The following is an 18,156-nucleotide window of genomic DNA, read 5'->3' as shown; positions in this document are numbered from 1 at the left end:
AGGCCGCTGCCGTGGCCGCCGCCGAGGAGGCCCCGCCGGTGGTGTCCGCACCGCCGGTCGCCGCGACACCCGCACCGATCGACCAGCCGGTCGTGCGCGCGCGCCGCAAGCGTGGCCGCGTCGTCGCACCGGCCGGCCCGCCCAGGGCCACGGATTTGGACCAGCCCGAGGGCGACCGCTAACCTAGACCGTCGGTGCGCCCACCGAGCCGATGTCCTGTGTCATGGGGTAGCTATTGGCCGGTCACCAGAGCGAGCGCATCCTGAAACCGAAAGTGAGTTCCACTGTGTACGCGATTGTTCGCGCAGGCGGTCGTCAGGAGAAGGTCTCCGTCGGAGACATCCTCCTCATCGACAAGATCGGCCAGGACGGCGACAGCATCGACCTGACCCCCCTTCTCGTCGTCGACGGCTCGACCATCACCTCCGACGCCGCGAAGCTGGCGAAGGTGTCCGTCAAGGCCGAGGTCCTCAAGGCCGCCAAGGGCCCCAAGATCACGATCATGAAGTACAAGAACAAGACCGGGTACCGCAAGCGTCAGGGCCACCGCCAGCCGCTGACCCAGGTCAAGATCACCTCGATCGACGCCTGAGCGTCACGTCCACAGACTCACGAAGGTAGGCAGACATGGCACACAAGAAGGGTGCGTCCTCGACCCGTAACGGTCGCGACAGCAACTCCCAGCGACTCGGCGTCAAGCGCTTCGGCGGCCAGCTCGTCAACGCGGGCGAGATCATCGTCCGCCAGCGCGGCACGCACTTCCACCCCGGTGAGGGTGTCGGCCGCGGTGGCGACGACACGCTGTTCGCGCTCGTCGCGGGCAACGTCGAGTTCGGGACCCGGCGTCGCCGCAAGGTCGTCAACATCGTTCCCGCGGAGACCGTTTCCGCGTCGTGACCCCAGCGTCACCACCAAGGCGCCCGTATGCCGCGTGCTCACCGCACGGCATACGGGCGCTTTTCAGTTCGCCGTAGACTTCACCCCCAGCACGCCTGCCTGTCGAAAGAGGAACCCCCATGGCCGTCAACTTCGTGGACCGCGTCGAGCTGCACGTCGCGGCCGGTGACGGCGGGCACGGCGTGGCCTCGGTCAAGCGCGAGAAGTTCAAGCCGCTCGGCGGACCCGACGGGGGCAACGGCGGCAAGGGCGGCTCGGTCGTCCTCGCCGTCGACCCGCAGGTGACGACGCTGCTCGACTACCACCACACGCCGCACCGCCGCGCGGCCAACGGCAAGCCGGGCGCCGGCGACGAGCGCAACGGCGGCGACGGCGCCGACCTCGTGCTGCCCGTCCCGGAGGGCACGGTCGTCAAGAACGCCTCGGGTGAGGTCCTCGCCGACCTCGTCGGCCACGACACGACGTTCGTCGTCGCCCAGGGTGGCCGCGGCGGGCTCGGCAACAAGGCGCTCGCCTCCGCGCGCCGCGTGGCTCCGGGCTTCGCCCTGCTCGGTGAGCCCGGGGGGTCCCTCGACATCGTGCTCGAGCTCAAGTCGCTCGCCGACGTCGCCCTCATCGGCTTCCCGAGCGCCGGCAAGTCCTCGCTCGTGTCGGTCGTGAGCGCGGCCAAGCCCAAGATCGCCGACTACCCGTTCACGACGCTCATCCCCAACCTCGGTGTCGTCACGGCCGGTTCGACCCGCTTCACCATCGCCGACGTCCCGGGCCTCATCCCCGGCGCGAGCGAGGGCAAGGGACTCGGCCTGGAGTTCCTCCGCCACGTCGAGCGCTGCTCGGTGCTCGTCCACGTCGTCGACTGCGCGACGCTGGAGCCGAACCGCGACCCGATGAGCGACCTCGACGTCATCGAGGCCGAGCTCGCCGCCTACGTGCCCGACAACAGCCTCGGTGGCCGGCCGCTCTCCGAGCGCACCCGCATCGTGGTCCTCAACAAGGCCGACGTGCCCGACGCGCGTGACCTGGCCGAGATGGTCAAGCCCGACCTCGAGGCGCGCGGGCTCGAGGTGCACATCGTCAGTGCCGTCGCCCACATCGGGCTCAAGGAGCTGACCTTCTCGCTCGCCAAGCACGTCGCCGCGGCCCGGGCCGAGATGGAGGCCCTCGTCGTGGAGCGGCCGCGCGCCATCGTCCGGCCCAAGGCCGTCGACGACACGGGCTTCACCGTCAAGCGCGAGAACACCTCCGACGGCGAGATCTTCCGCGTCCTCGGGGACCGGCCCTCGCGCTGGATCCACCAGACCGACTTCTCCAACGACGAGGCGGTCGGCTACCTCGCCGACCGGCTCAACCGTCTCGGCGTCGAGGAGCAGCTCTACAAGGCCGGCGCCGTCGCCGGGTCCACCGTGGTCATCGGTCCGGAGGAGAACTCGGTCGTCTTCGACTGGGAGCCCACCATGGCCGCCGGTGCCGAGCTGCTCACCGGCCCGCGTGGCACCGACCTGCGCCTCGGCGAGAACGACCGCAAGACTCGCGGTGAGAAGCGCAACGAGTTCCACGGCCGCAAGGACGCACAGACGGCCGCTCGTGACCAGCTCGCCGCCGAACGCAAGGCCGGGCACTGGGCCACGGTCCGCGGCGACGACACCGACGAGTGATCGGTGGGCACTGAGGCGCTGCTCCGCGCTGCCGTCGGCGAGGCGCGGCGCGTGGTCGTCAAGGTCGGGTCGTCCTCGCTGACCGGTCCCGGCGGCGGGGCCATCGACGAGTCCCGCCTCGTCGCGCTCGTCGACCACCTCGCGGCGGTGCGGGCGCGCGGGGGCGAGGTCGTCCTCGTCTCCTCGGGGGCGATCGCCGCCGGCCTCGGGCCGCTCGGGCTCAGCTCCCGCCCCCGTGACCTCGCCACCCAGCAGGCGGCGGCGTCGGTGGGGCAGGGCGCGCTCGTCGCGGCCTACGCCCGCGCGTTCGCCGCCCACCACCTCACCGTCGGCCAGGTGCTGCTCACGGCCGACGACGTCACGCGGCGCACCCACTACACCAACGCCCGGCGCACCCTCACTCGGCTGCTCGACCTCGGCATCGTCCCGGTCGTCAACGAGAACGACACCGTCGCCACCCACGAGATCCGCTTCGGTGACAACGACCGGCTGGCCGCCCTCGTCTCGCACCTCGTCGGTGCCGACGCGCTCATCCTGCTCACGGACGTGGACGCGCTCTACGACGGCCCGCCCTCGAGGTCCGGTTCCTCCCGCATCCCCGCAGTGCTCTCGCTCGCGGACCTCGACGGCATCGAGATCGGCGGCACCGGCAGCTCGGTCGGCAGCGGCGGCATGGCCACCAAGGTGGAGTCGGCCGGCATCGCGGGGGCGGCCGGCATACCGACGGTCCTGTCCCGCCTCGCGGACGCCGGTCGTGCCCTGTCGGGGCAGGACGTGGGGACGGTGTTCGCGCCGCAGTCCCGCTCGCGGGCGTCACGGCAGCTGTGGATCGCCCACGCCACCACCGCCCGTGGCCGGCTCGTCGTCGACGACGGTGCGGTCACGGCCCTGACGAAGCGGCGCACGTCGCTGCTCCCGGCCGGCATCGTCGAGGTGCAGGGGACGTTCAGCGGCGGGGACCCCGTCGACGTGTGCGCGCCGGACGGTCGGGCCATCGCCCGCGGGCTCGTCAACTACTCCTCGAACGAGCTGCCGCCGATGCTCGGCCGCAGCACGCACGACCTCGCCCGCGACCTCGGCGCGGCGTACGAACGCGAGGTCATCCACCGCGACGACCTCGTCATGCTCTGAGCGCACCCTCGACCCCGGGCGGGCGCCCTCAGCCGAGCTGCTGGACCTCGAACTGCATCCGCGGGTGGGCGATCTCCTCCTGCGACTGCACGAGCTGGAGCTCGCGCCGCCCGGAGTCGAGGGTGCGCTGGAGCAGGTCGAACACGCTCGACACCGTCCGGCCGAGGGCCACGCCCGCGTCGCCGGTCTCGAGGAGGTGCGCGGTGAAGAGGGCGGCGGTGACGTCGCCGGAGCCGTTGGCCTTCATCGGCAGCTGGGGGGTCTGCACGATCCAGGCGCCGTCGCCGTGGACGGCGAGCATCTCGATGGTGCCCTCGGGCCGGTCGGGGCGCAGGACCGAGGTCACGAGCACGGTCGAGGGCCCCATCTCGCGGGCCCGCTCGACCGAGGCGAGGGTGTCCTCGAGGCTCTCCGGCTGGGTCTGCGTGAGGAAACCGAGCTCGAACTGGTTGGGCGTGATGAGGTCGGCCTTGGGCACGACCCGCTCGCGCAGGAGCACGGGGATGGCGGGGTGCACGAAGCAGCCGGACGTCGCGTTGCCCATGACCGGGTCGCACGCGTAGATCGCCGACGGGTTGGCCGCCTTGACCCGCGCGACCGCGTCGAGGATGACGTCGCCGATCGCCTCGCCGCCCTGGTAGCCGGAGAGGACGGCGTCGACCTCGGGCATCGCGTCCCGCTCCTCGACGCCGGTGATGACCTCGCGGACGTCGTCGGCGGCGAGCAGCGGCCCGCGCCAGGCGCCGTAGCCGGTGTGGTTGCTGAAGTTCACCGTGTGCACCGGCCACACCTCGACGCCGAGCCGCTGAAGCGGGAAGACCGCCGCGCTGTTGCCGACGTGGCCGTAGGCGACCGAGGACTGGATGGAGAGGATCGTCGTCACGCCCGCCATCCTCGCACCACCCGTCAGACCGCCTGCGTCTGCGTGGATGGTCAGGAACCTCACCATCCACGCAGACGCAAGCCGGGGGGCGCGACCTACGCTTGACCCATGTCCGCGCCCGCCACCCCCGTCAGCGCCGCTCCCGTCAGCACCGCTCCCGTCAGCACCGACGACGTCGCCCGCGTCGCCGCCCTCGCGACCCGCGCCCGGGTGGCGTCCCGGCGGCTCGCCCTGCTGAGCCGGGCGGACAAGGACGCGGCGCTGCGCGCCCTCGCCGACGCCCTCGACGCGGCGACCGACGAGGTCGTCGCCGCCAACGCCGAGGACATCGAGCGCGGTCGCCGCGGCGGCATGGACGAGGGGCTCGTCGACCGCCTCACGCTGACGGCCGAGCGGCTCGCGGCGGTGGCCGGCGCCCTGCGCGACATCGCCGCCCTGCCCGACCCGGTGGGCGAGGTGGTGCGTGGCTCCACGCTGGCCAACGGGCTGCAGATCCGCCAGGTCCGGGTGCCGATGGGGGTCGTCGGGATGGTCTACGAGGCCCGCCCCAACGTCACCGTCGACGCCGCCGGCCTGGCCCTCAAGTCCGGCAACGCCGTCATCCTCCGGGGAGGCTCCGCGGCCGAGTCGACCAACCGGGCGCTCGTCGGGACGATGCGCGGGGCGCTTGAGGCGCAGGGCCTGCCCGCCGACGCCATCGGCCTGCTCGACGGGGGCCGTGGAGCCGTGCGTGCCCTGCTCACCGCCCGCGGCCTCGTCGACCTCATCATCCCGCGCGGGGGAGCGGGCCTCATCCAGACGGTCGTCACCGAGTCGACCGTGCCGGTCATCGAGACCGGGGTCGGCAACTGCCACGTCTACGTCGACGCGGCCGCCGACCTCGACAAGGCGCTCGCGATCGCCGTCAACGCCAAGACCCACCGGCCCAGCGTGTGCAACGCCGCCGAGACCCTCCTCGTGCACGCCTCCCTGCGCGAGACCTTCCTGCCGCGGGTGCTCGCGGCGCTGTCCGAGGCCGGCGTGGTGCTGCACACGGACGCGGCAGCCGGAGGCGTCGCGCAGTCGGCGGGCACCCCCCACGTCCCGGCGACGGCGGAGGACTGGGACACCGAGTACCTCGCGCTGGAGATGGCCGTGGCGGTCGTCCCGGATCTTGACGCGGCGCTGGAGCACATCCACGCCCACACGAGCGGGCACACGGAGGCGATCGTCACCGAGGACCGTGCCGCCGCCCGCCGCTTCACCACCGAGGTCGACGCGGCCGCCGTCATGGTCAACGCCTCGACCCGCTTCACCGACGGGGGCGAGTTCGGGTTCGGCGCCGAGATCGGCATCTCCACCCAGAAGCTCCACGCCCGCGGGCCGATGGCGCTGCCCGAGCTGACGACGACCAAGTGGATCGTCGAGGGCGACGGCCAGATCCGCTGACCGGGTCGAGCGCGCCTAGCGCGTGACCTTGAGCGTGCGGAGGATCTGGTCGCACATCGCCCGCGAGGACTCGGGATCGCCGCCGACCGGGCACAGCACCATGAACGTGGATCCGACCGCGGTGCGGGCCCGTCCGGCGACGAGGATCGCGTCCTGACCCTGCTGCTCGTCGGGGTCGAGCCGGGTGGCGGGCAGCCCGTCGACGGTCACCGAGGTGCTGCCGGGGACGGTGACGCCCGGGTTGACGAGCGCGTCGACCGGGGTGCCCTCGACCGGGTTGGGCGGCAGGAACGCCACCGTGGCGGCCTCGGCCTCGGTCATGTCGGGGGAGGTGACGCGCAGGCAGTCGCCCTCGTCCGCGGGGCAGGCCCTGGTCCGCCACGTCGCGGGCATCGCGAAGGTCAGCGCCCCGTCGGGCGTGCGGGCGGTGGTCTGCTGCGGCTGCTCGGGGTCGCCGTCGCGAAGCACCCCCCACGCGGTGACGCAGACGAGGACGGCGAGCAGCACGGCGACCCCGCCCCGCACCCGTCCGCTCACGGTCGGCGCGCGGGGTTCTCGGCGCTGCCGTGCCCGGGGTGCGCGGGGTGCACGGGCTGGGCGGGGTGCGCCCCCTCGAGCGAGTCGTGGGCGACGAAGTACGTCGGCCGGGCCTGCATCGCGCCGTACATCCGCCCGACGTACTCGCCGAGGATGCCCAGGGCGAGCAGCTGCACGGCGCCCACGGCCGCGACGATGACGACGGTCGAGGTCCAGCCGGGGAGGGCGTGGCCGAGGATCCGCGCGATGACGGCATACGCGAGGACCCCGAGCGCGGCGAGACCGCCGAGCAGCCCCAGCCACGTCGCGAAGCGCAGCGGGGTGAGCGAGAAGCCGGTCACCGAGTCGACGGAGAGCCGGAGCATCTTGGCGAGGGGGTACTTGGAGGTGCCGGCCGCCCGCACCTCCCGCGTGTAGCCGACCGACGCGGACGGGAAGCCCAGCGCGGGGACGACGAACCGGAGGACGCGGTTGTGCTCGGGCAGCGAGTTGATCGCGTCGACGGTGGCGCGAGACATGAGGCGGTAGTCGCCGGCGTCCACGGGGGCGTCGATGTCGGCGAGGCGGCGGATGGCCCGGTAGAACAGCCCCGCCGAGTGGCGCTTGAAGGCGGTGTCGGTCGAGCGGTCCTCCCGGACGCCGTAGACGACGTCGACGCCCTGCTCCCGCGCGACCCGGAGCATCTCGGCGATGACCTCGGGCGGGTCCTGCAGGTCGGCGTCGATGGTGACGACGAAGTCGCCGCGCGCCCGCTGCAGCCCGGCCGAGATCGCGGCCTGGTGGCCCGAGTTGGCGCGCAGCCGCACGACCCGCAGCTCGGGCCAGTCGCGCCGGAGGCGCTGGAGCAGGACCGGGGTGGCGTCGCTGCTGCCGTCGTCCACCGCCACGACCTCGTATGCCGTCCGCAGCCCGTCCGCGAGCGGGCGCAGCCTCTCGACGAGGAGCGGCAGGACGGCCTCCTCGTTGAACATCGGGATGACGATGCTCAGCGTGATGGCGGAGCCGGGCGCGGACATGGGCCTCAGCGTAATCGGCGGTCGCGTTCCGGGGCACACCGAAGGCCCCCGACGTATGAGGTCGGGGGCCTCCGGCTCGGGGCCAGGCCCGTCGAGTGAGCCGGTCGTTCCCGGCGGGCGAACCCGCCGAGGGGGCCACGCGACAGTGGCGTCGTCCCGGCTGGACCGGGGCGAACTTCGACTCTGGCCGTCGGCCGCGGTGCGCCCCGCGACGTCGCTCGCGTCAGGGGTCACCCCCAGCCGGTCCCGTTTCCGGGACCGAGGCACAGCCGTTCTCCTTCGACCTGACACCACTCCGGTCCTCGAGCGAACCCGAACGGCCCGGAGCGGATGTCCGTGGGGTCCTGTCTATCCCCCAGAGGTCCTGTGGCGCAACATGATCCGCAAGTTTCTCGGCGAACGGTGTCGCCCGCGCGTGTCGTCCACAGGAAGCGGCCCTCCGCCACGCTCCCGTGCACAGGCCTGTGGACAACGCCGGTGGACAACGGTGACGGTAGGCTGCCCCCCATGACGTCGCACGCCGCTCGTGTCCTCGCCGAGGAAGCCGCCCAGCACGACCTCCCGATGCCCCCCTGGGCCTTCGGGGTCCTCGCCCTGGCCTCCTTCGCCCTGCTCCTCGCCGTGCTGTGGGCCTTCCGTGGGACGGCGCAGAGGCACACCCCGCCGACCGAGCGCAACGACCACCACTCGACCGACGTCGCGCACGCCCACGGTGGCACGATGCACGACAAGGGTGAGCACTGAGCGCAGACCGACGACGCCGCCTGGGCGTGATGGGTGGGACGTTCGACCCCATCCACCACGGTCACCTCGTCGCCGCCTCGGAGGTGCAGTCCCACTTCGACCTCGACGAGGTCATCTTCGTGCCGACCGGCCAGCCGTGGCAGAAGGCCGAGCGGGTGGTGAGCGAGGCCGAGCACCGCTACCTCATGACGGTCATCGCGACCGCGTCCAACCCGCGATTCCAGGTGAGCCGGGTCGACGTCGACCGCGCCGGGCCGACCTACACGATCGACACGCTGCGGGACCTGCGCCAGCAGCACCCCGACGACGAGCTGTTCTTCATCACCGGCGCCGACGCGCTGGCCCAGATCCTGTCGTGGAAGGACGTCGACGAGCTCTGGGACCTCGCGCACTTCATCGGGGTCACCCGCCCCGGTTACGAGCTGTCCGAGTCGGGGCTGCCGCAGGACGGTGTCACCCTCCAGGAGGTGCCGGCCATGGCGATCAGCTCGACGGACTGTCGTCAGCGCGTCGCCGACGGTGAGCCCGTCTGGTACCTCGTGCCCGACGGAGTCGTCCAGTACATCAACAAACACCACCTGTATGCCGGTGGACCGGGTCCGTCGTCCGACGCGCCCGCCAATGCCGAGGAGTCCCGTGCCAGCCACTGACCGTTCCCTCGAGCTCGCTCGCGCCGCCGCCCACGCGGCCGCCGAGAAGCTCGCCACCACCATCGTCGGCATCGACGTGAGCGAGCAGCTCGCGATCACCGACATCTTCGTCATCGCCTCCGCCGAGACGGAGCGCCAGGTCGGCGCCATCGTCGACGAGGTCGAGGACTCGCTGCGGGAGATGGGCTCCAAGCCCGTCCGCCGCGAGGGCCAGCGCGACGGCCGCTGGGTGCTCATCGACTTCGGCGACATCGTCGTGCACGTCCAGCACGACGACGAGCGCGAGTACTACGAGCTCGAGCGCCTCTGGAAGGACTGCCCCGAGGTGGACCTGGGTGCCGTCGGCACCGAGCAGGGCGGCCGGTGACCCTCGGGCCCAACGCCCGCGTCATGGCCAAGGACTCCCCGCGCCGCCTCATCGTGCTCCGGCACGGCGAGACCAGCCACAACGCCGCCGGGATCTGGCAGGGCCAGCTCGACTCACCGCTGTCCCAGCAGGGTGTCGAGCAGGCGGTGGCCGCCGCCCGTGCGCTCGCGGCCTTCGGGCCCGTGCGCGTCGTCGCCTCCGACCTGTCCCGCGCGCGGGTGACGGGCGAGACGGTGGCCCGGGTGGACGGCATACCGCTCACGACCGACGAACGCTTCCGCGAGATCCACGCGGGTGCCTGGCAGGGGCTGACCGGCGAGCAGGTGCGCGCCGGCTACCCCGAGGACATGGACCGGCTGCTCCGCGGTGACGACTTCAAGCGGGGCGGTCACGGCGAGTCCGTCGCCGACGTCGCGGCCCGGTGCCGCGCCGGGGTCGACGCCCTGCTCGTCGGGCTCGAGGCGGGGGAGTGCGCGGTCATCGCCACCCACGGGGTCGCGGGCCGCGCCCTCGCCGCCGACCTCGTCGGGCTCGACCAGCGCACGGCCTGGATCGCGCTCGGTGGCCTGGGCAACTGCCACTGGGCCGAGCTCGTCGAGGGTCGGGCCGGGTGGCGCATCCACACGTGGAACCAGTCGGCGGCGGCCTCCCTCGACGCCCACGGCCCCGTCGCCTGACCCCGATTTGGTCGCTCGGTGAGGCCCGTCGTAGACTTCCGCAGTCCCCGCAGGGGGACGTCCCACCGGGGCGACTCGGGGCTGTGGCGCAGTTGGTAGCGCACTTCCATGGCATGGAAGGGGTCAGGGGTTCGAATCCCCTCAGCTCCACCCCAGGATCAGCAGGACCGGACACCACGGTGTCCGGTCCTGCTGCGTTTCCCGCTCTGGCGCGCTGGGCGGCGCGAGGGGACACTCGGGGGAGTGCCGGGTGAGGAGGTTCGCATGGAGGTCGACCCCGACGAGCCGAGGCCGCGACCCGAGCTCGCGACGTTGCTCGCCACCGAGCACTGGAGCCTGCTCGGCACCCGCTCGATGACGTGGAGCGAGATCATGAGCCGGATCTCGATCCTGCTCACCGTGATGTCGGCCTTCCTCGTCGTCCTCGCGCTCGTCGCCCAGGGCGTGGGCTTCGACCGCTCGCTGCTGGGGCTGGCGATCGGTTTCGCCGCCGCGTCGCTCGTCGTCGGCAGCCTCACCGCCCTGCGGGTGGCCCTGGCCAGCCAGGAGGACGCCCAGCTCATCCGGGGGATGAACCGGCTGCGGGCGGCCTACGTCGAGCTGGCACCCGAGATCGGACCGTTCCTCACGGCGTCCACCCATGACGACCACGACGGGCTCATGGCGACCTACACCCTGGGCAACCGCCGCCCCATGCTCGCCCACATCCTCGGCAGCACGACGTTCTTCGTCATCGTCATCAACACCCTCGTCGCGGGCACCCTGGGCGGACTCGTCGCCACGGCGGCGCACGGGTCGACGTGGCTCACGGCGCTCGCCGCGGGGGGAGCCGGGCTGCTCTGGCTCGGCCTCCAGATGGAGGTCGCGCGGCACCTGTTCTCGCCGCGGTTGAAGGACGTGCGCTTCCCCTCCGGGACGTGAGGGTCAGGCCTGCGCGAGCAGGCGGGTGCGGAACAGGTCGAGGACCTGCTCGAGCGCGGCGTGGGTCGGCTGGCCGGGCTCGTCGACGAGGTGCTCGGTGAGCGTGGAGTGCGGTGACATGAGGGCCTCCGGGTTCGCCGAGTGGTCGGGGAGCTCGACCGCGACGAACGCCTCGCCGAGCACGCGGGTGAGGTACGAGAAGCGAGCCGGCGGTGAGATCCGGTCCCCCGCGAAGCGCAGCCCGAGCACGGACAGGCCGGCGGCGCACCGGCGCTGCACCGCGGCCAGGTCGTCGAGGGAGATGTCGATGGGGGAACGCTGCGCCCGGGTGAGCCCCAGCGGCAGGGACGGCTGCGCGAGCACCGGCGCCAGGACCCGCTCGTCGGTCGCCATGGCGAGCGCGAACCCACCGGTGACGCACATGCCGACGGCGCCGACACCGGGTCCGCCGCAGCGCTGGTGCTCGGCCGCGGCGAGCCGGCGCAGCCACGGCACGGCAGGCGAGGTGCGGTGCGTCGCGAGGAGCGTGAACTCGCGGCTCACGCAGACCTGGCCGACCGCGCGCGCCAGGGTGGCGACGGTGGTGCGTCTCCCGTGCGTGTCGGGGTCGACGTCGCGACCCGTGACCCCGAAGAGCTCCGGCAGCACGACGGTGCACCCGATGTCCCGCACCCGGCGGGCGAAGTGGAGCACGCTCGGCGTGATCCCGGGGATCTCCGAGATGACGATGACGGCGGGACCCCGGCCCGACCGCAGCACGCGACGGCTGACCCCGGAGCGCTCGAACCGCTCGACGGAGAAGTCCGGGTACGCGTCGTCGGCCATGGAGGCATCATGCACGCTGGCACGATGAGCACGTGACGACGCGACGACTCGGCCCGGACGACATGGACGCGAGCCTGCGGCTGGGGGCCGAGGCCTTCGGCGAGCGACCCGCCGGGCCACCCGCCGGGCCGGCACCCGCCGGGCCGCCGTCCGTCGCGCCGACCGAGCCGGCACCGCCGTGGCCGCCCGAGGGGATCGTCGCGCTCGGCGCGTTCGAGGGTGACGACCTCGTCGCCAAGCTCAACGGGCGGCCCTACGACAGCTGGTTCCACGGCGGGAGGGTGGCGACCTTCGGGATCGCCGGGGTCACCGTCGCTGCCGAGCGTCGCGGTGAGGGGCTGCTCACCCCGCTCATGGACGAGATCCTCGCGCAGGCCCGGCGGCAGGGCGCGGTCATCTCCACCCTCTTCCCCACCGCGCCCGGGATCTACCGCCGCTTCGGCTACGAGCTCGTGGCCGAGCTCACGACCGTCTCCGTCCCGACGGCCGCGCTCCAGCGCCTCGGGCGGGCGGACGGCATACGCACCCGCAGGGCGACCGAGGGCGACGTCGACGCGGTGCGGGAGTGCTACGACCGGTGGGGTGCGCAGCGCAACGGCCCGCTCACCCGCGACGGGGTGATGTTCCCCGCCGACGCGGCGGCCTGGCTGTCGAGCTTCACCGGCGTGACGCTCGCCCTCGACACCGACGACACCGTGCAGGGCTTCGTGTCGTGGCGGCGCGGGCCCGGCTACGGTCCCGAGGCGCGGATCGGCGCCGAGGACCTCGTCTGGACCTCCGGTCCCGCCCGCGACGCCCTCCTGGGGGTGCTCGGGAGCTTCGCCGCCGTCACCCCGACGGCACACCTCGAGACGAGCGGCACCGACGAGCTGGCGCTCGCGCTCCCGGTGACGGCCACGACCGTCGTCGAGCGCTCGCCCTACATGCTGCGCGTCCTCGACGTCCCCGCCGCGTTCCGCGCGGTCCGGCCCGCGGCAGGGGTCAGCGGCTCGGTGGTCTTCGCGGTCGCCGGCGACGCCCACGGGGGCACCGACGGGACCTACCGCCTGGAGGTCGGCGGGGGAGAAGCGCGGTGCGAGCCGAGCACCGAGGCACCAGCGACGACGTTCTCGTCGCGCGGGCTGGCGCTCACGTGGAGCGGGGTGCTGCCGCTGCAGCGTGTCGTCGCCGAGGGCCTGGCCACGGCCCACGGGACGGGCGCCGACCTCGGCCTGTGGGACGCGCTCGGGCTCTCGCGTCCGACGCACATCCGCGACTACTTCTGATCCGGCCAGACGCCCGAGGTCGCCCGGCGGTGCGAGCCGACGAGGTGGGTGTCGACGATGCCGATCGCCTCCATGAGGGCGAACATCGTCGTCGGCCCGACGAACGTGAAACCCTTGCGCTTCAACCCTTTCGAGAGCGCGAGCGACTCCGGTGACGTCGTGGGCACGTCGGCCTGGGTCCTTGGCACGGGTGTGGTCGCCGGACGGAACGACCACACGTATGCCGCGAGGTCGCCCTCCGGGTCCTCGCGCAGCCCCAGCGTCGCCCGGGCGTTCTGGATGGTCGCGTGGACCTTGGCGCGGTTGCGGACGATGCCTGCGTCGTCCATGAGGCGGGCGACGTCGTCGTCACCGAACCCGGCGACGACGTCGGGGGAGAAGTCCGCGAACGCCTCCCGGAAGGCGGGCCGCTTGCGCAGGATCGTCGCCCACGACAGCCCCGACTGGAACGCCTCGAGCGAGAGCCGTTCGAAGACGCCACGCTCGTCGCGGACCGGCACGCCCCACTCGGTGTCGTAGTAGTCCCGCAGCAGGGGGTCGACCGACGCCCAGGCGGGCCGGGCCAGGCCGTCGTCGCCGAGGACGACACCCGACTCGCTCACGTCAGGCCCTGCCGCGCTGCGACGACGGCCTCGACGAACTCGTGGGGGTCCTCCACCGAGACGCCGATGCGGCCACGACGGTGCACGACGGTCGCCATGGGCCCGCCGACGCGGTAGGCCCACTTGCCGCGGCCCTCCCAGCGCAGTCCCCAGCCCCAGCCGACCCCGTCGACGTGGTCACCGGCGCCGACGTCGGTGACGTCGTCCATGCGGATGGTGCGCGGGGCGAGCGGGTAGGAGACGCGGATCGCCCGGTCGGTGACGACGACCGTGACGGGCCCGCGGGCGATGAGCCAGCCGAGGCCGACGAGTGCGAGGACGACGAGGAGTCCGAGGGCGACGGCCCAGCCACCGAGACTGGCGACGAGCAGGCCGGACACGACGCCGACCGCGGCGACGACGGCGCCCACGGCGACGAGCACCCGGTGCGGCCGGACCACCGACCGGTAGCGGGGGGCGCCGAGCGCGGTGCCGCCGGGGGCCACCTCAGCCCCTCCTCAGGGTGATGAGCGGGATCTGCGGTGGGGCGGCGACACGCACCGGCGGACCCCAGGTGCCGGCCCCGCGGCTCGTGATGACGGGGACCCCGTCGACGACGGCATACCCCTCCACCATGGGCTGCTGGAGCGGCACGATGAGCTGCCCGGGCCACACCTGGCCACCGTGGGTGTGACCGGACAGCTGGAGGTCGACGCCCCGGTCACCCGACTCCGAGGCCATGACCGGCTGGTGCGCGAGGTAGAGCGTGAACCCGTCCTCGGTCCCGGCGAGCGCGCGGCCCGGGTCAGGGGCGAACTCGCCGGTGCCCTCGCGGTCGTGGATCCCGGCGATGCGGATCGACTCCCCGCCGACGGTGAGGGTCTGCGAGGCGTTCGCGAGCACCGTGATCCCGAGCCGGTCCCACTCGGCGACCCACTCGGCGGTCGACCCGGTGTACATCTCGTGGTTGCCGGTCACCGCGAAGACCCCGAGCGGCGCCTCGAGGTCGGCCAGCGGGGCGATCTCGGCGCGGTGCCGCTCGAACGGTGCGTCGACCACGTCACCCGAGAGGACGACGATGTCCGGCTTCGCGGCGTTGACCCGGTCGACGACCTTGGTGGCGAAGTCGGAGCCGTGGACGACGCCGGCGTGGAGGTCGGTGACGAGCGCGACCGTCGTCCCGTCGAACCCGGCGGGGAGCGCGGCGGAGGTGTGCGTCGTGGGGGTGATCACGGGGTCCCGGGCCTCGAACAGCCCGTATGCCGTCGTGCCCAGGGCCGCGACCAGGGCCACCGCCGCGACGATCCGGTTGAACCGCGCGAGCACCCCTCGTCGGCGGTCCCGGTGGGTGGCGAGCCACACGACGGCGGCGACGACCTGCCCCGCGGCGAGGACGAACACGAGGTACATCGCCACGACGAGCCAGGTGAGCGCGGCCCAGGCGACCGGGCGGGTGTCGTCGGCGGTGCCCCAGCGGAGCCCGCCGGCGGCGGCGACCACCGCGAGAGCGGTGAGCGCCACGATGAGGGCGCTCCCGGCATACCGCCATCTCGTCGACCAGCGCGGTGCGGCGACGAGCCGACGGTGCAGCCAGAAGGTGAGGAGCCCGAGGACGGTCAGGGCGATGAGGGCAAAGGTCAGCACACGGGATCCCGGGTCGTCATGATGGAGGGGTCATGGTCGCACGCGGGGATGTGGGTCCCCTGAACGCGGGCCCAAGGTCCCCCGTGCGCGACGCCGGCGCTCCGTACGGTGGGGAGCGACGGCGTCGCCACACCGGTGACGGCGAGCGCCACGACGACGTGGCGCGCAAGCACAGGAGGCGTGATGCCGAAGTACGTGTACCGGTTCGCCGAGGGCGACATGGGCCAGAAGGACCTGCTGGGCGGCAAGGGGGCCAACCTCGCCGAGATGGCGAAGATCGGCCTGCCGGTCCCGCCCGGGTTCACCATCACGACCGAGGCGTGCCGGGCGTACATGCGCGACGGCGAGGTCCCGCCGGAGCTGCGCGTCGAGGTGACGATGGCGCTGCGCGAGATCGAGGACACGCTCGGCCGGCGCCTGGGGGACTTCCACGACCCGCTGCTCGTCTCCGTGCGCTCGGGCGCGAAGTTCTCCATGCCGGGGATGATGGAGACGGTGCTCAACGTCGGGCTCAACGACGCCTCGGTCAAGGGCCTGGCCGAGTTCTCCGGTGACGACCGCTTCGCGTGGGACTCCTACCGGCGCCTCATCCAGATGTTCGGCAAGACCGTGCTCGACATCGACGGCGACCTCTTCGCCCGTGCGCTCGACGACAAGAAGTCGGCCGTCGGTGCGAGCACCGACGTCGACCTCAGCGCCGACGACCTGCAGGACCTCGTCACCACCTTCAAGGGGATCGTCCAGGACGCGACGGGTCGGGAGTTCCCGCAGCACCCTCGCGAGCAGCTCGAGATGGCCATCGCCGCCGTCTTCGGCTCGTGGAACACCGAGCGGGCCCGGCTGTACCGCCGCCGCGAGCGCATCTCGAACGACCTCGGCACCGCCGTCAACGTCATGACGATGGTCTTCGGCAACCTCGGCGAGACCTCCGGCACCGGCGTCGCGTTCACCCGCGACCCCTCCACCGGGCACTCCGGGCTCTACGGGGACTACCTGTCCAACGCCCAGGGCGAGGACGTCGTCGCCGGCATCCGCAACACGCTGCCGCTGGCCGACCTCGAGCAGCTCGACCCCACGTCCTACGGGGAGCTGCTCCAGGCCATGCGCCGCCTCGAGACCCACTACCGCGACCTGTGCGACATCGAGTTCACCATCGAGCGCGGCAAGCTGTGGATGCTGCAGACCCGCGTCGGCAAGCGGACCGCGGCCGCCGCGTTCCGGGTCGCCACCCAGCTCGTCGACGAGAACCTCATCACCATGGACGAGGCGATCTCGCGGATCACCGGGGCCCAGCTCTCCCAGCTGCTCTTCCCGCAGTTCGACGGTGACGCCGCCAAGGAGCTGCTCACGACGGCGATGGCCGCCTCGCCCGGTGCCGCCGTCGGCGAGATCGTCCTCGACAACGCCCAGGCGCTCGAGCGCACCCAGGCGGGGGCCAGCGTCATCCTCGTCCGCCGCGAGACCAACCCCGACGACCTCCAGGGGATGATCGTCGCGTCCGGTGTCCTCACCGCACGTGGGGGGAAGACCTCGCACGCGGCCGTCGTCGCCCGGGGCATGGGCACGACCGCGGTCGTCGGCGCCGAGGAGATCGACGTCGACGTCGAGGCCAAGGAGGTCCGGGTCGCCGGGCGGGTGCTGCATCCCGGCGACGTCATCGCCCTCGACGGGACCACGGGCGAGGTCTTCCTCGGCGACGTGCCCGTCGTCGACTCGCCCGTCATGCGCTACGTCTCGGACGGGCTCGAGGCCGGCCTCGCCGCCTGTGAGGACGACGCGATGCGGGAGCTGCTGCAGGCCGTCGACCGGGTCATGAGGCACGCGGACGCCGTGCGCCGGATGCGGGTGCGCGCCAACGCCGACAACGCCGACGACGCCCGCCGGGCCAGGGCCCGTGGCGCCGAGGGGATCGGGCTGTGCCGCACCGAGCACCAGTTCCTCGGTGACCGACGGGTCCACATCGAGCACGTCGTGCTCGCCGAGGGCGACGAGGAGCGCCTCGCCGCGCTGGAGACGTTGCTGCCGCTCCAGCGCGAGGACTTCGTCGAGCTGCTCGAGGCCATGGACGGGCTGCCGACGACGATCCGGCTCATCGACCCGCCGCTGCACGAGTTCCTGCCCGACCTCACCGAGCTGGCGGTCAAGGTGGCGCTCGCGAACGCCGACGGCGGGGCCGATGCCCGCGACGTCCGGCTCCTCGCGGCCGTCCAGCGCATGCACGAGCAGAACCCGATGCTCGGCCTGCGCGGCGTGCGGCTCGGCCTCAAGATCCCCGGCCTGTTCGCCCTCCAGATCCGGGCCATCGCCGAGGCGACGGTGCGGCTGCGCGAGGCCGGCAAGGACCCTCGGCCCGAGATCATGGTGCCACTGGTCGGGTCGGTGCGCGAGCTGCAGATCATCCGCGAGGAGGCGCTCGGCATCCTCGCCGAGGTCGGCGCCGCGGCCGGGACCGAGCTCGACCTCCCGATCGGCTGCATGATCGAGCTGCCCCGCGCGGCCCTCACCGCGCGTCGCATCGCCGAGGAGGCCGACTTCTTCTCGTTCGGCACCAACGACCTCACCCAGACGACGTGGGGGTTCTCCCGCGACGACGTCGAGGGCGCCTTCTTCGCCGACTACCTCGAGAACGGGGTGCTGACGATCTCCCCGTTCGAGACCCTCGACGCGGACGGGGTCGGGGCGCTCGTCAGCTCGGCCGTGACCGGAGGCCGGTCCACGAAGCCGGACCTGCACATGGGGGTGTGCGGCGAGCACGGCGGCGACCCGGAGTCGATCCACTTCTTCCACGACGCCGGGCTCGACTACGTGTCGTGCAGCCCGTTCCGGGTGCCGATCGCGCGCCTCGAGGCCGGGCGGGCCGCGGCCCTCAACCGCGAGGACGCCACCGCCTGAGGCGCGGTGGGGCGGCCGAGCGCCGGGGCGCCCCACCGCGGGG

General features: G+C 72.9%; 20 protein-coding genes and 1 tRNA gene. 14 read left to right on the top strand and 7 right to left on the bottom strand.

All coding sequences use genetic code 11. The features are described from left to right. From N801_RS21420 to proB, 5 genes are all read left to right on the top strand, one after another. The coding region (locus tag N801_RS21420) for a hypothetical protein (RefSeq protein ID WP_211254749.1) at window positions 1–182 on the top strand (182 nt) is incomplete at its 5' end. A gap of 104 nt (window positions 183–286) precedes the next feature. Next, on the top strand, window positions 287–592 hold the full coding sequence (gene rplU / locus N801_RS16360) for a 50S ribosomal protein L21 (RefSeq protein ID WP_035940128.1): 306 nt from the start codon (window positions 287–289) through the stop codon (window positions 590–592). A 35-nt stretch (window positions 593–627) separates the two neighbouring features. Further along, window positions 628–897: a 50S ribosomal protein L27 gene (gene rpmA, locus N801_RS16355; protein ID WP_035940126.1), complete on the top strand. Its 270-nt coding sequence runs from the start codon at window positions 628–630 to the stop codon at window positions 895–897. A 119-nt stretch (window positions 898–1,016) separates the two neighbouring features. Then, window positions 1,017–2,552: a GTPase ObgE gene (gene obgE, locus N801_RS16350; protein WP_035940124.1), complete on the top strand. Its 1,536-nt coding sequence runs from the start codon at window positions 1,017–1,019 to the stop codon at window positions 2,550–2,552. Between the two features lie 3 nt (window positions 2,553–2,555). After that, window positions 2,556–3,683, top strand: coding sequence for a glutamate 5-kinase (proB, locus tag N801_RS16345; RefSeq protein WP_052113224.1), 1,128 nt, complete (start codon window positions 2,556–2,558; stop codon window positions 3,681–3,683). 28 nt (window positions 3,684–3,711) lie between these two features. Here the strand turns inward: proB and pdxY are convergent, their stop codons facing one another. After that, window positions 3,712–4,566, bottom strand: coding sequence for a pyridoxal kinase PdxY (gene pdxY, locus N801_RS16340; RefSeq protein WP_245618487.1), 855 nt, complete (start codon window positions 4,564–4,566; stop codon window positions 3,712–3,714). 108 nt (window positions 4,567–4,674) lie between these two features. Between pdxY and N801_RS16335 the strand changes: the two genes are divergently transcribed. Then, window positions 4,675–5,994: a glutamate-5-semialdehyde dehydrogenase gene (locus N801_RS16335; protein WP_035940120.1), complete on the top strand. Its 1,320-nt coding sequence runs from the start codon at window positions 4,675–4,677 to the stop codon at window positions 5,992–5,994. A gap of 15 nt (window positions 5,995–6,009) precedes the next feature. Here the strand turns inward: N801_RS16335 and N801_RS16330 are convergent, their stop codons facing one another. Next, window positions 6,010–6,531, bottom strand: coding sequence for a hypothetical protein (locus N801_RS16330; RefSeq protein ID WP_156996828.1), 522 nt, complete (start codon window positions 6,529–6,531; stop codon window positions 6,010–6,012). Next, window positions 6,528–7,547: a glycosyltransferase family 2 protein gene (locus N801_RS16325; protein WP_052113223.1), complete on the bottom strand. Its 1,020-nt coding sequence runs from the start codon at window positions 7,545–7,547 to the stop codon at window positions 6,528–6,530. The genes N801_RS16330 and N801_RS16325 overlap by 4 nt, the downstream gene beginning before the upstream one ends. Before the next feature lie 507 nt (window positions 7,548–8,054). Between N801_RS16325 and N801_RS16320 the strand changes: the two genes are divergently transcribed. The 6 genes from N801_RS16320 to N801_RS16295 all read left to right on the top strand — a co-directional run bounded on the left by N801_RS16320 (window position 8,055) and on the right by N801_RS16295 (window position 10,906). After that, window positions 8,055–8,291 (top strand): hypothetical protein, encoded by a 237-nt coding sequence (locus N801_RS16320; protein ID WP_035940115.1) that lies wholly within the window; start codon window positions 8,055–8,057, stop codon window positions 8,289–8,291. Continuing rightward, complete coding sequence (gene nadD / locus N801_RS16315) at window positions 8,288–8,941, top strand: nicotinate-nucleotide adenylyltransferase (RefSeq protein WP_169744286.1); 654 nt, start codon at window positions 8,288–8,290, stop codon at window positions 8,939–8,941. The genes N801_RS16320 and nadD overlap by 4 nt, the downstream gene beginning before the upstream one ends. Further along, window positions 8,928–9,308: a ribosome silencing factor gene (rsfS, locus tag N801_RS16310; protein WP_035940111.1), complete on the top strand. Its 381-nt coding sequence runs from the start codon at window positions 8,928–8,930 to the stop codon at window positions 9,306–9,308. Before nadD ends, rsfS begins: the two co-directional genes overlap by 14 nt. After that, entirely contained in the window at window positions 9,305–9,985 is a 681-nt protein-coding gene (locus tag N801_RS16305; protein WP_245618486.1) for a histidine phosphatase family protein, read from the top strand. The genes rsfS and N801_RS16305 overlap by 4 nt, the downstream gene beginning before the upstream one ends. 77 nt (window positions 9,986–10,062) lie before the next feature. Then, window positions 10,063–10,135: transfer RNA gene (locus tag N801_RS16300), tRNA-Ala, on the top strand. A 114-nt stretch (window positions 10,136–10,249) separates the two neighbouring features. Continuing rightward, on the top strand, window positions 10,250–10,906 hold the full coding sequence (locus N801_RS16295) for a hypothetical protein (protein WP_035940109.1): 657 nt from the start codon (window positions 10,250–10,252) through the stop codon (window positions 10,904–10,906). Between the two features lie 3 nt (window positions 10,907–10,909). Here N801_RS16295 and N801_RS16290 read toward each other — a convergent pair whose 3' ends face one another. Then, the gene (locus N801_RS16290; RefSeq protein ID WP_035940107.1) at window positions 10,910–11,731 is read right to left on the bottom strand and encodes a dienelactone hydrolase family protein; all 822 of its coding nucleotides are present in this window, start codon (window positions 11,729–11,731) and stop codon (window positions 10,910–10,912) included. A 32-nt stretch (window positions 11,732–11,763) separates the two neighbouring features. On the opposite strand from N801_RS16290, the gene N801_RS16285 reads away from it, so the two are divergent. Then, a complete protein-coding gene (locus N801_RS16285) occupies window positions 11,764–12,996 on the top strand; it encodes a GNAT family N-acetyltransferase (RefSeq protein WP_035940105.1) in 1,233 nt (410 codons plus the stop codon). Here the strand turns inward: N801_RS16285 and N801_RS16280 are convergent. Genes N801_RS16280 through N801_RS16270 form a run of 3 tightly spaced genes read right to left on the bottom strand, consistent with a single transcriptional unit; the run spans window position 12,987 to window position 15,221 of the window. After that, window positions 12,987–13,598: a DNA-3-methyladenine glycosylase I gene (locus N801_RS16280; protein ID WP_035940103.1), complete on the bottom strand. Its 612-nt coding sequence runs from the start codon at window positions 13,596–13,598 to the stop codon at window positions 12,987–12,989. The two genes, N801_RS16285 and N801_RS16280, sit on opposite strands and share 10 nt — an antisense overlap. Further along, window positions 13,595–14,083 carry a hypothetical protein gene (locus N801_RS16275; RefSeq protein WP_035940101.1) on the bottom strand — a complete coding sequence of 163 codons (489 nt, stop codon included), beginning with the start codon at window positions 14,081–14,083 and terminating at the stop codon, window positions 13,595–13,597. Before N801_RS16275 ends, N801_RS16280 begins: the two co-directional genes overlap by 4 nt. 1 nt (window position 14,084) lies before the next feature. Continuing rightward, window positions 14,085–15,221 (bottom strand): metallophosphoesterase, encoded by a 1,137-nt coding sequence (locus N801_RS16270; RefSeq protein ID WP_052113222.1) that lies wholly within the window; start codon window positions 15,219–15,221, stop codon window positions 14,085–14,087. A gap of 183 nt (window positions 15,222–15,404) precedes the next feature. Here N801_RS16270 and ppdK point away from each other — a divergent pair, with 183 nt between their 5' ends. Then, window positions 15,405–18,113, top strand: a complete 2,709-nt coding sequence (ppdK, locus tag N801_RS16265; protein WP_035940098.1) for a pyruvate, phosphate dikinase — start codon at window positions 15,405–15,407, stop codon at window positions 18,111–18,113. The last annotated feature ends 43 nt before the right edge of the window (window positions 18,114–18,156 follow it).

The sequence above is a fragment of the Knoellia aerolata DSM 18566 genome (assembly GCF_000768695.1).
GTDB lineage: Bacteria > Actinomycetota > Actinomycetes > Actinomycetales > Dermatophilaceae > Knoellia > Knoellia aerolata.
Note: the sequence above shows the minus strand (reverse complement) of the source record. Positions and strands in the feature narration are given on the sequence as shown.

What these genes read in the sequence shown, in the direction of transcription:
- rpmA (WP_035940126.1), top strand. Translation starts at nt 628, where the DNA reads ATGGCACACAAGAAGGGTGCGTCCTCGACCCGTAACGGTCGCGACAGC.
- obgE (WP_035940124.1), top strand. Translation starts at nt 1,017, where the DNA reads ATGGCCGTCAACTTCGTGGACCGCGTCGAGCTGCACGTCGCGGCCGGT.
- N801_RS16335 (WP_035940120.1), top strand. Translation starts at nt 4,675, where the DNA reads ATGTCCGCGCCCGCCACCCCCGTCAGCGCCGCTCCCGTCAGCACCGCT.
- N801_RS16325 (WP_052113223.1), bottom strand. Translation starts at nt 7,547, where the DNA reads ATGTCCGCGCCCGGCTCCGCCATCACGCTGAGCATCGTCATCCCGATG.
- N801_RS16320 (WP_035940115.1), top strand. Translation starts at nt 8,055, where the DNA reads ATGACGTCGCACGCCGCTCGTGTCCTCGCCGAGGAAGCCGCCCAGCAC.
- N801_RS16295 (WP_035940109.1), top strand. Translation starts at nt 10,250, where the DNA reads ATGGAGGTCGACCCCGACGAGCCGAGGCCGCGACCCGAGCTCGCGACG.
- N801_RS16290 (WP_035940107.1), bottom strand. Translation starts at nt 11,731, where the DNA reads ATGGCCGACGACGCGTACCCGGACTTCTCCGTCGAGCGGTTCGAGCGC.
- ppdK (WP_035940098.1), top strand. Translation starts at nt 15,405, where the DNA reads ATGCCGAAGTACGTGTACCGGTTCGCCGAGGGCGACATGGGCCAGAAG.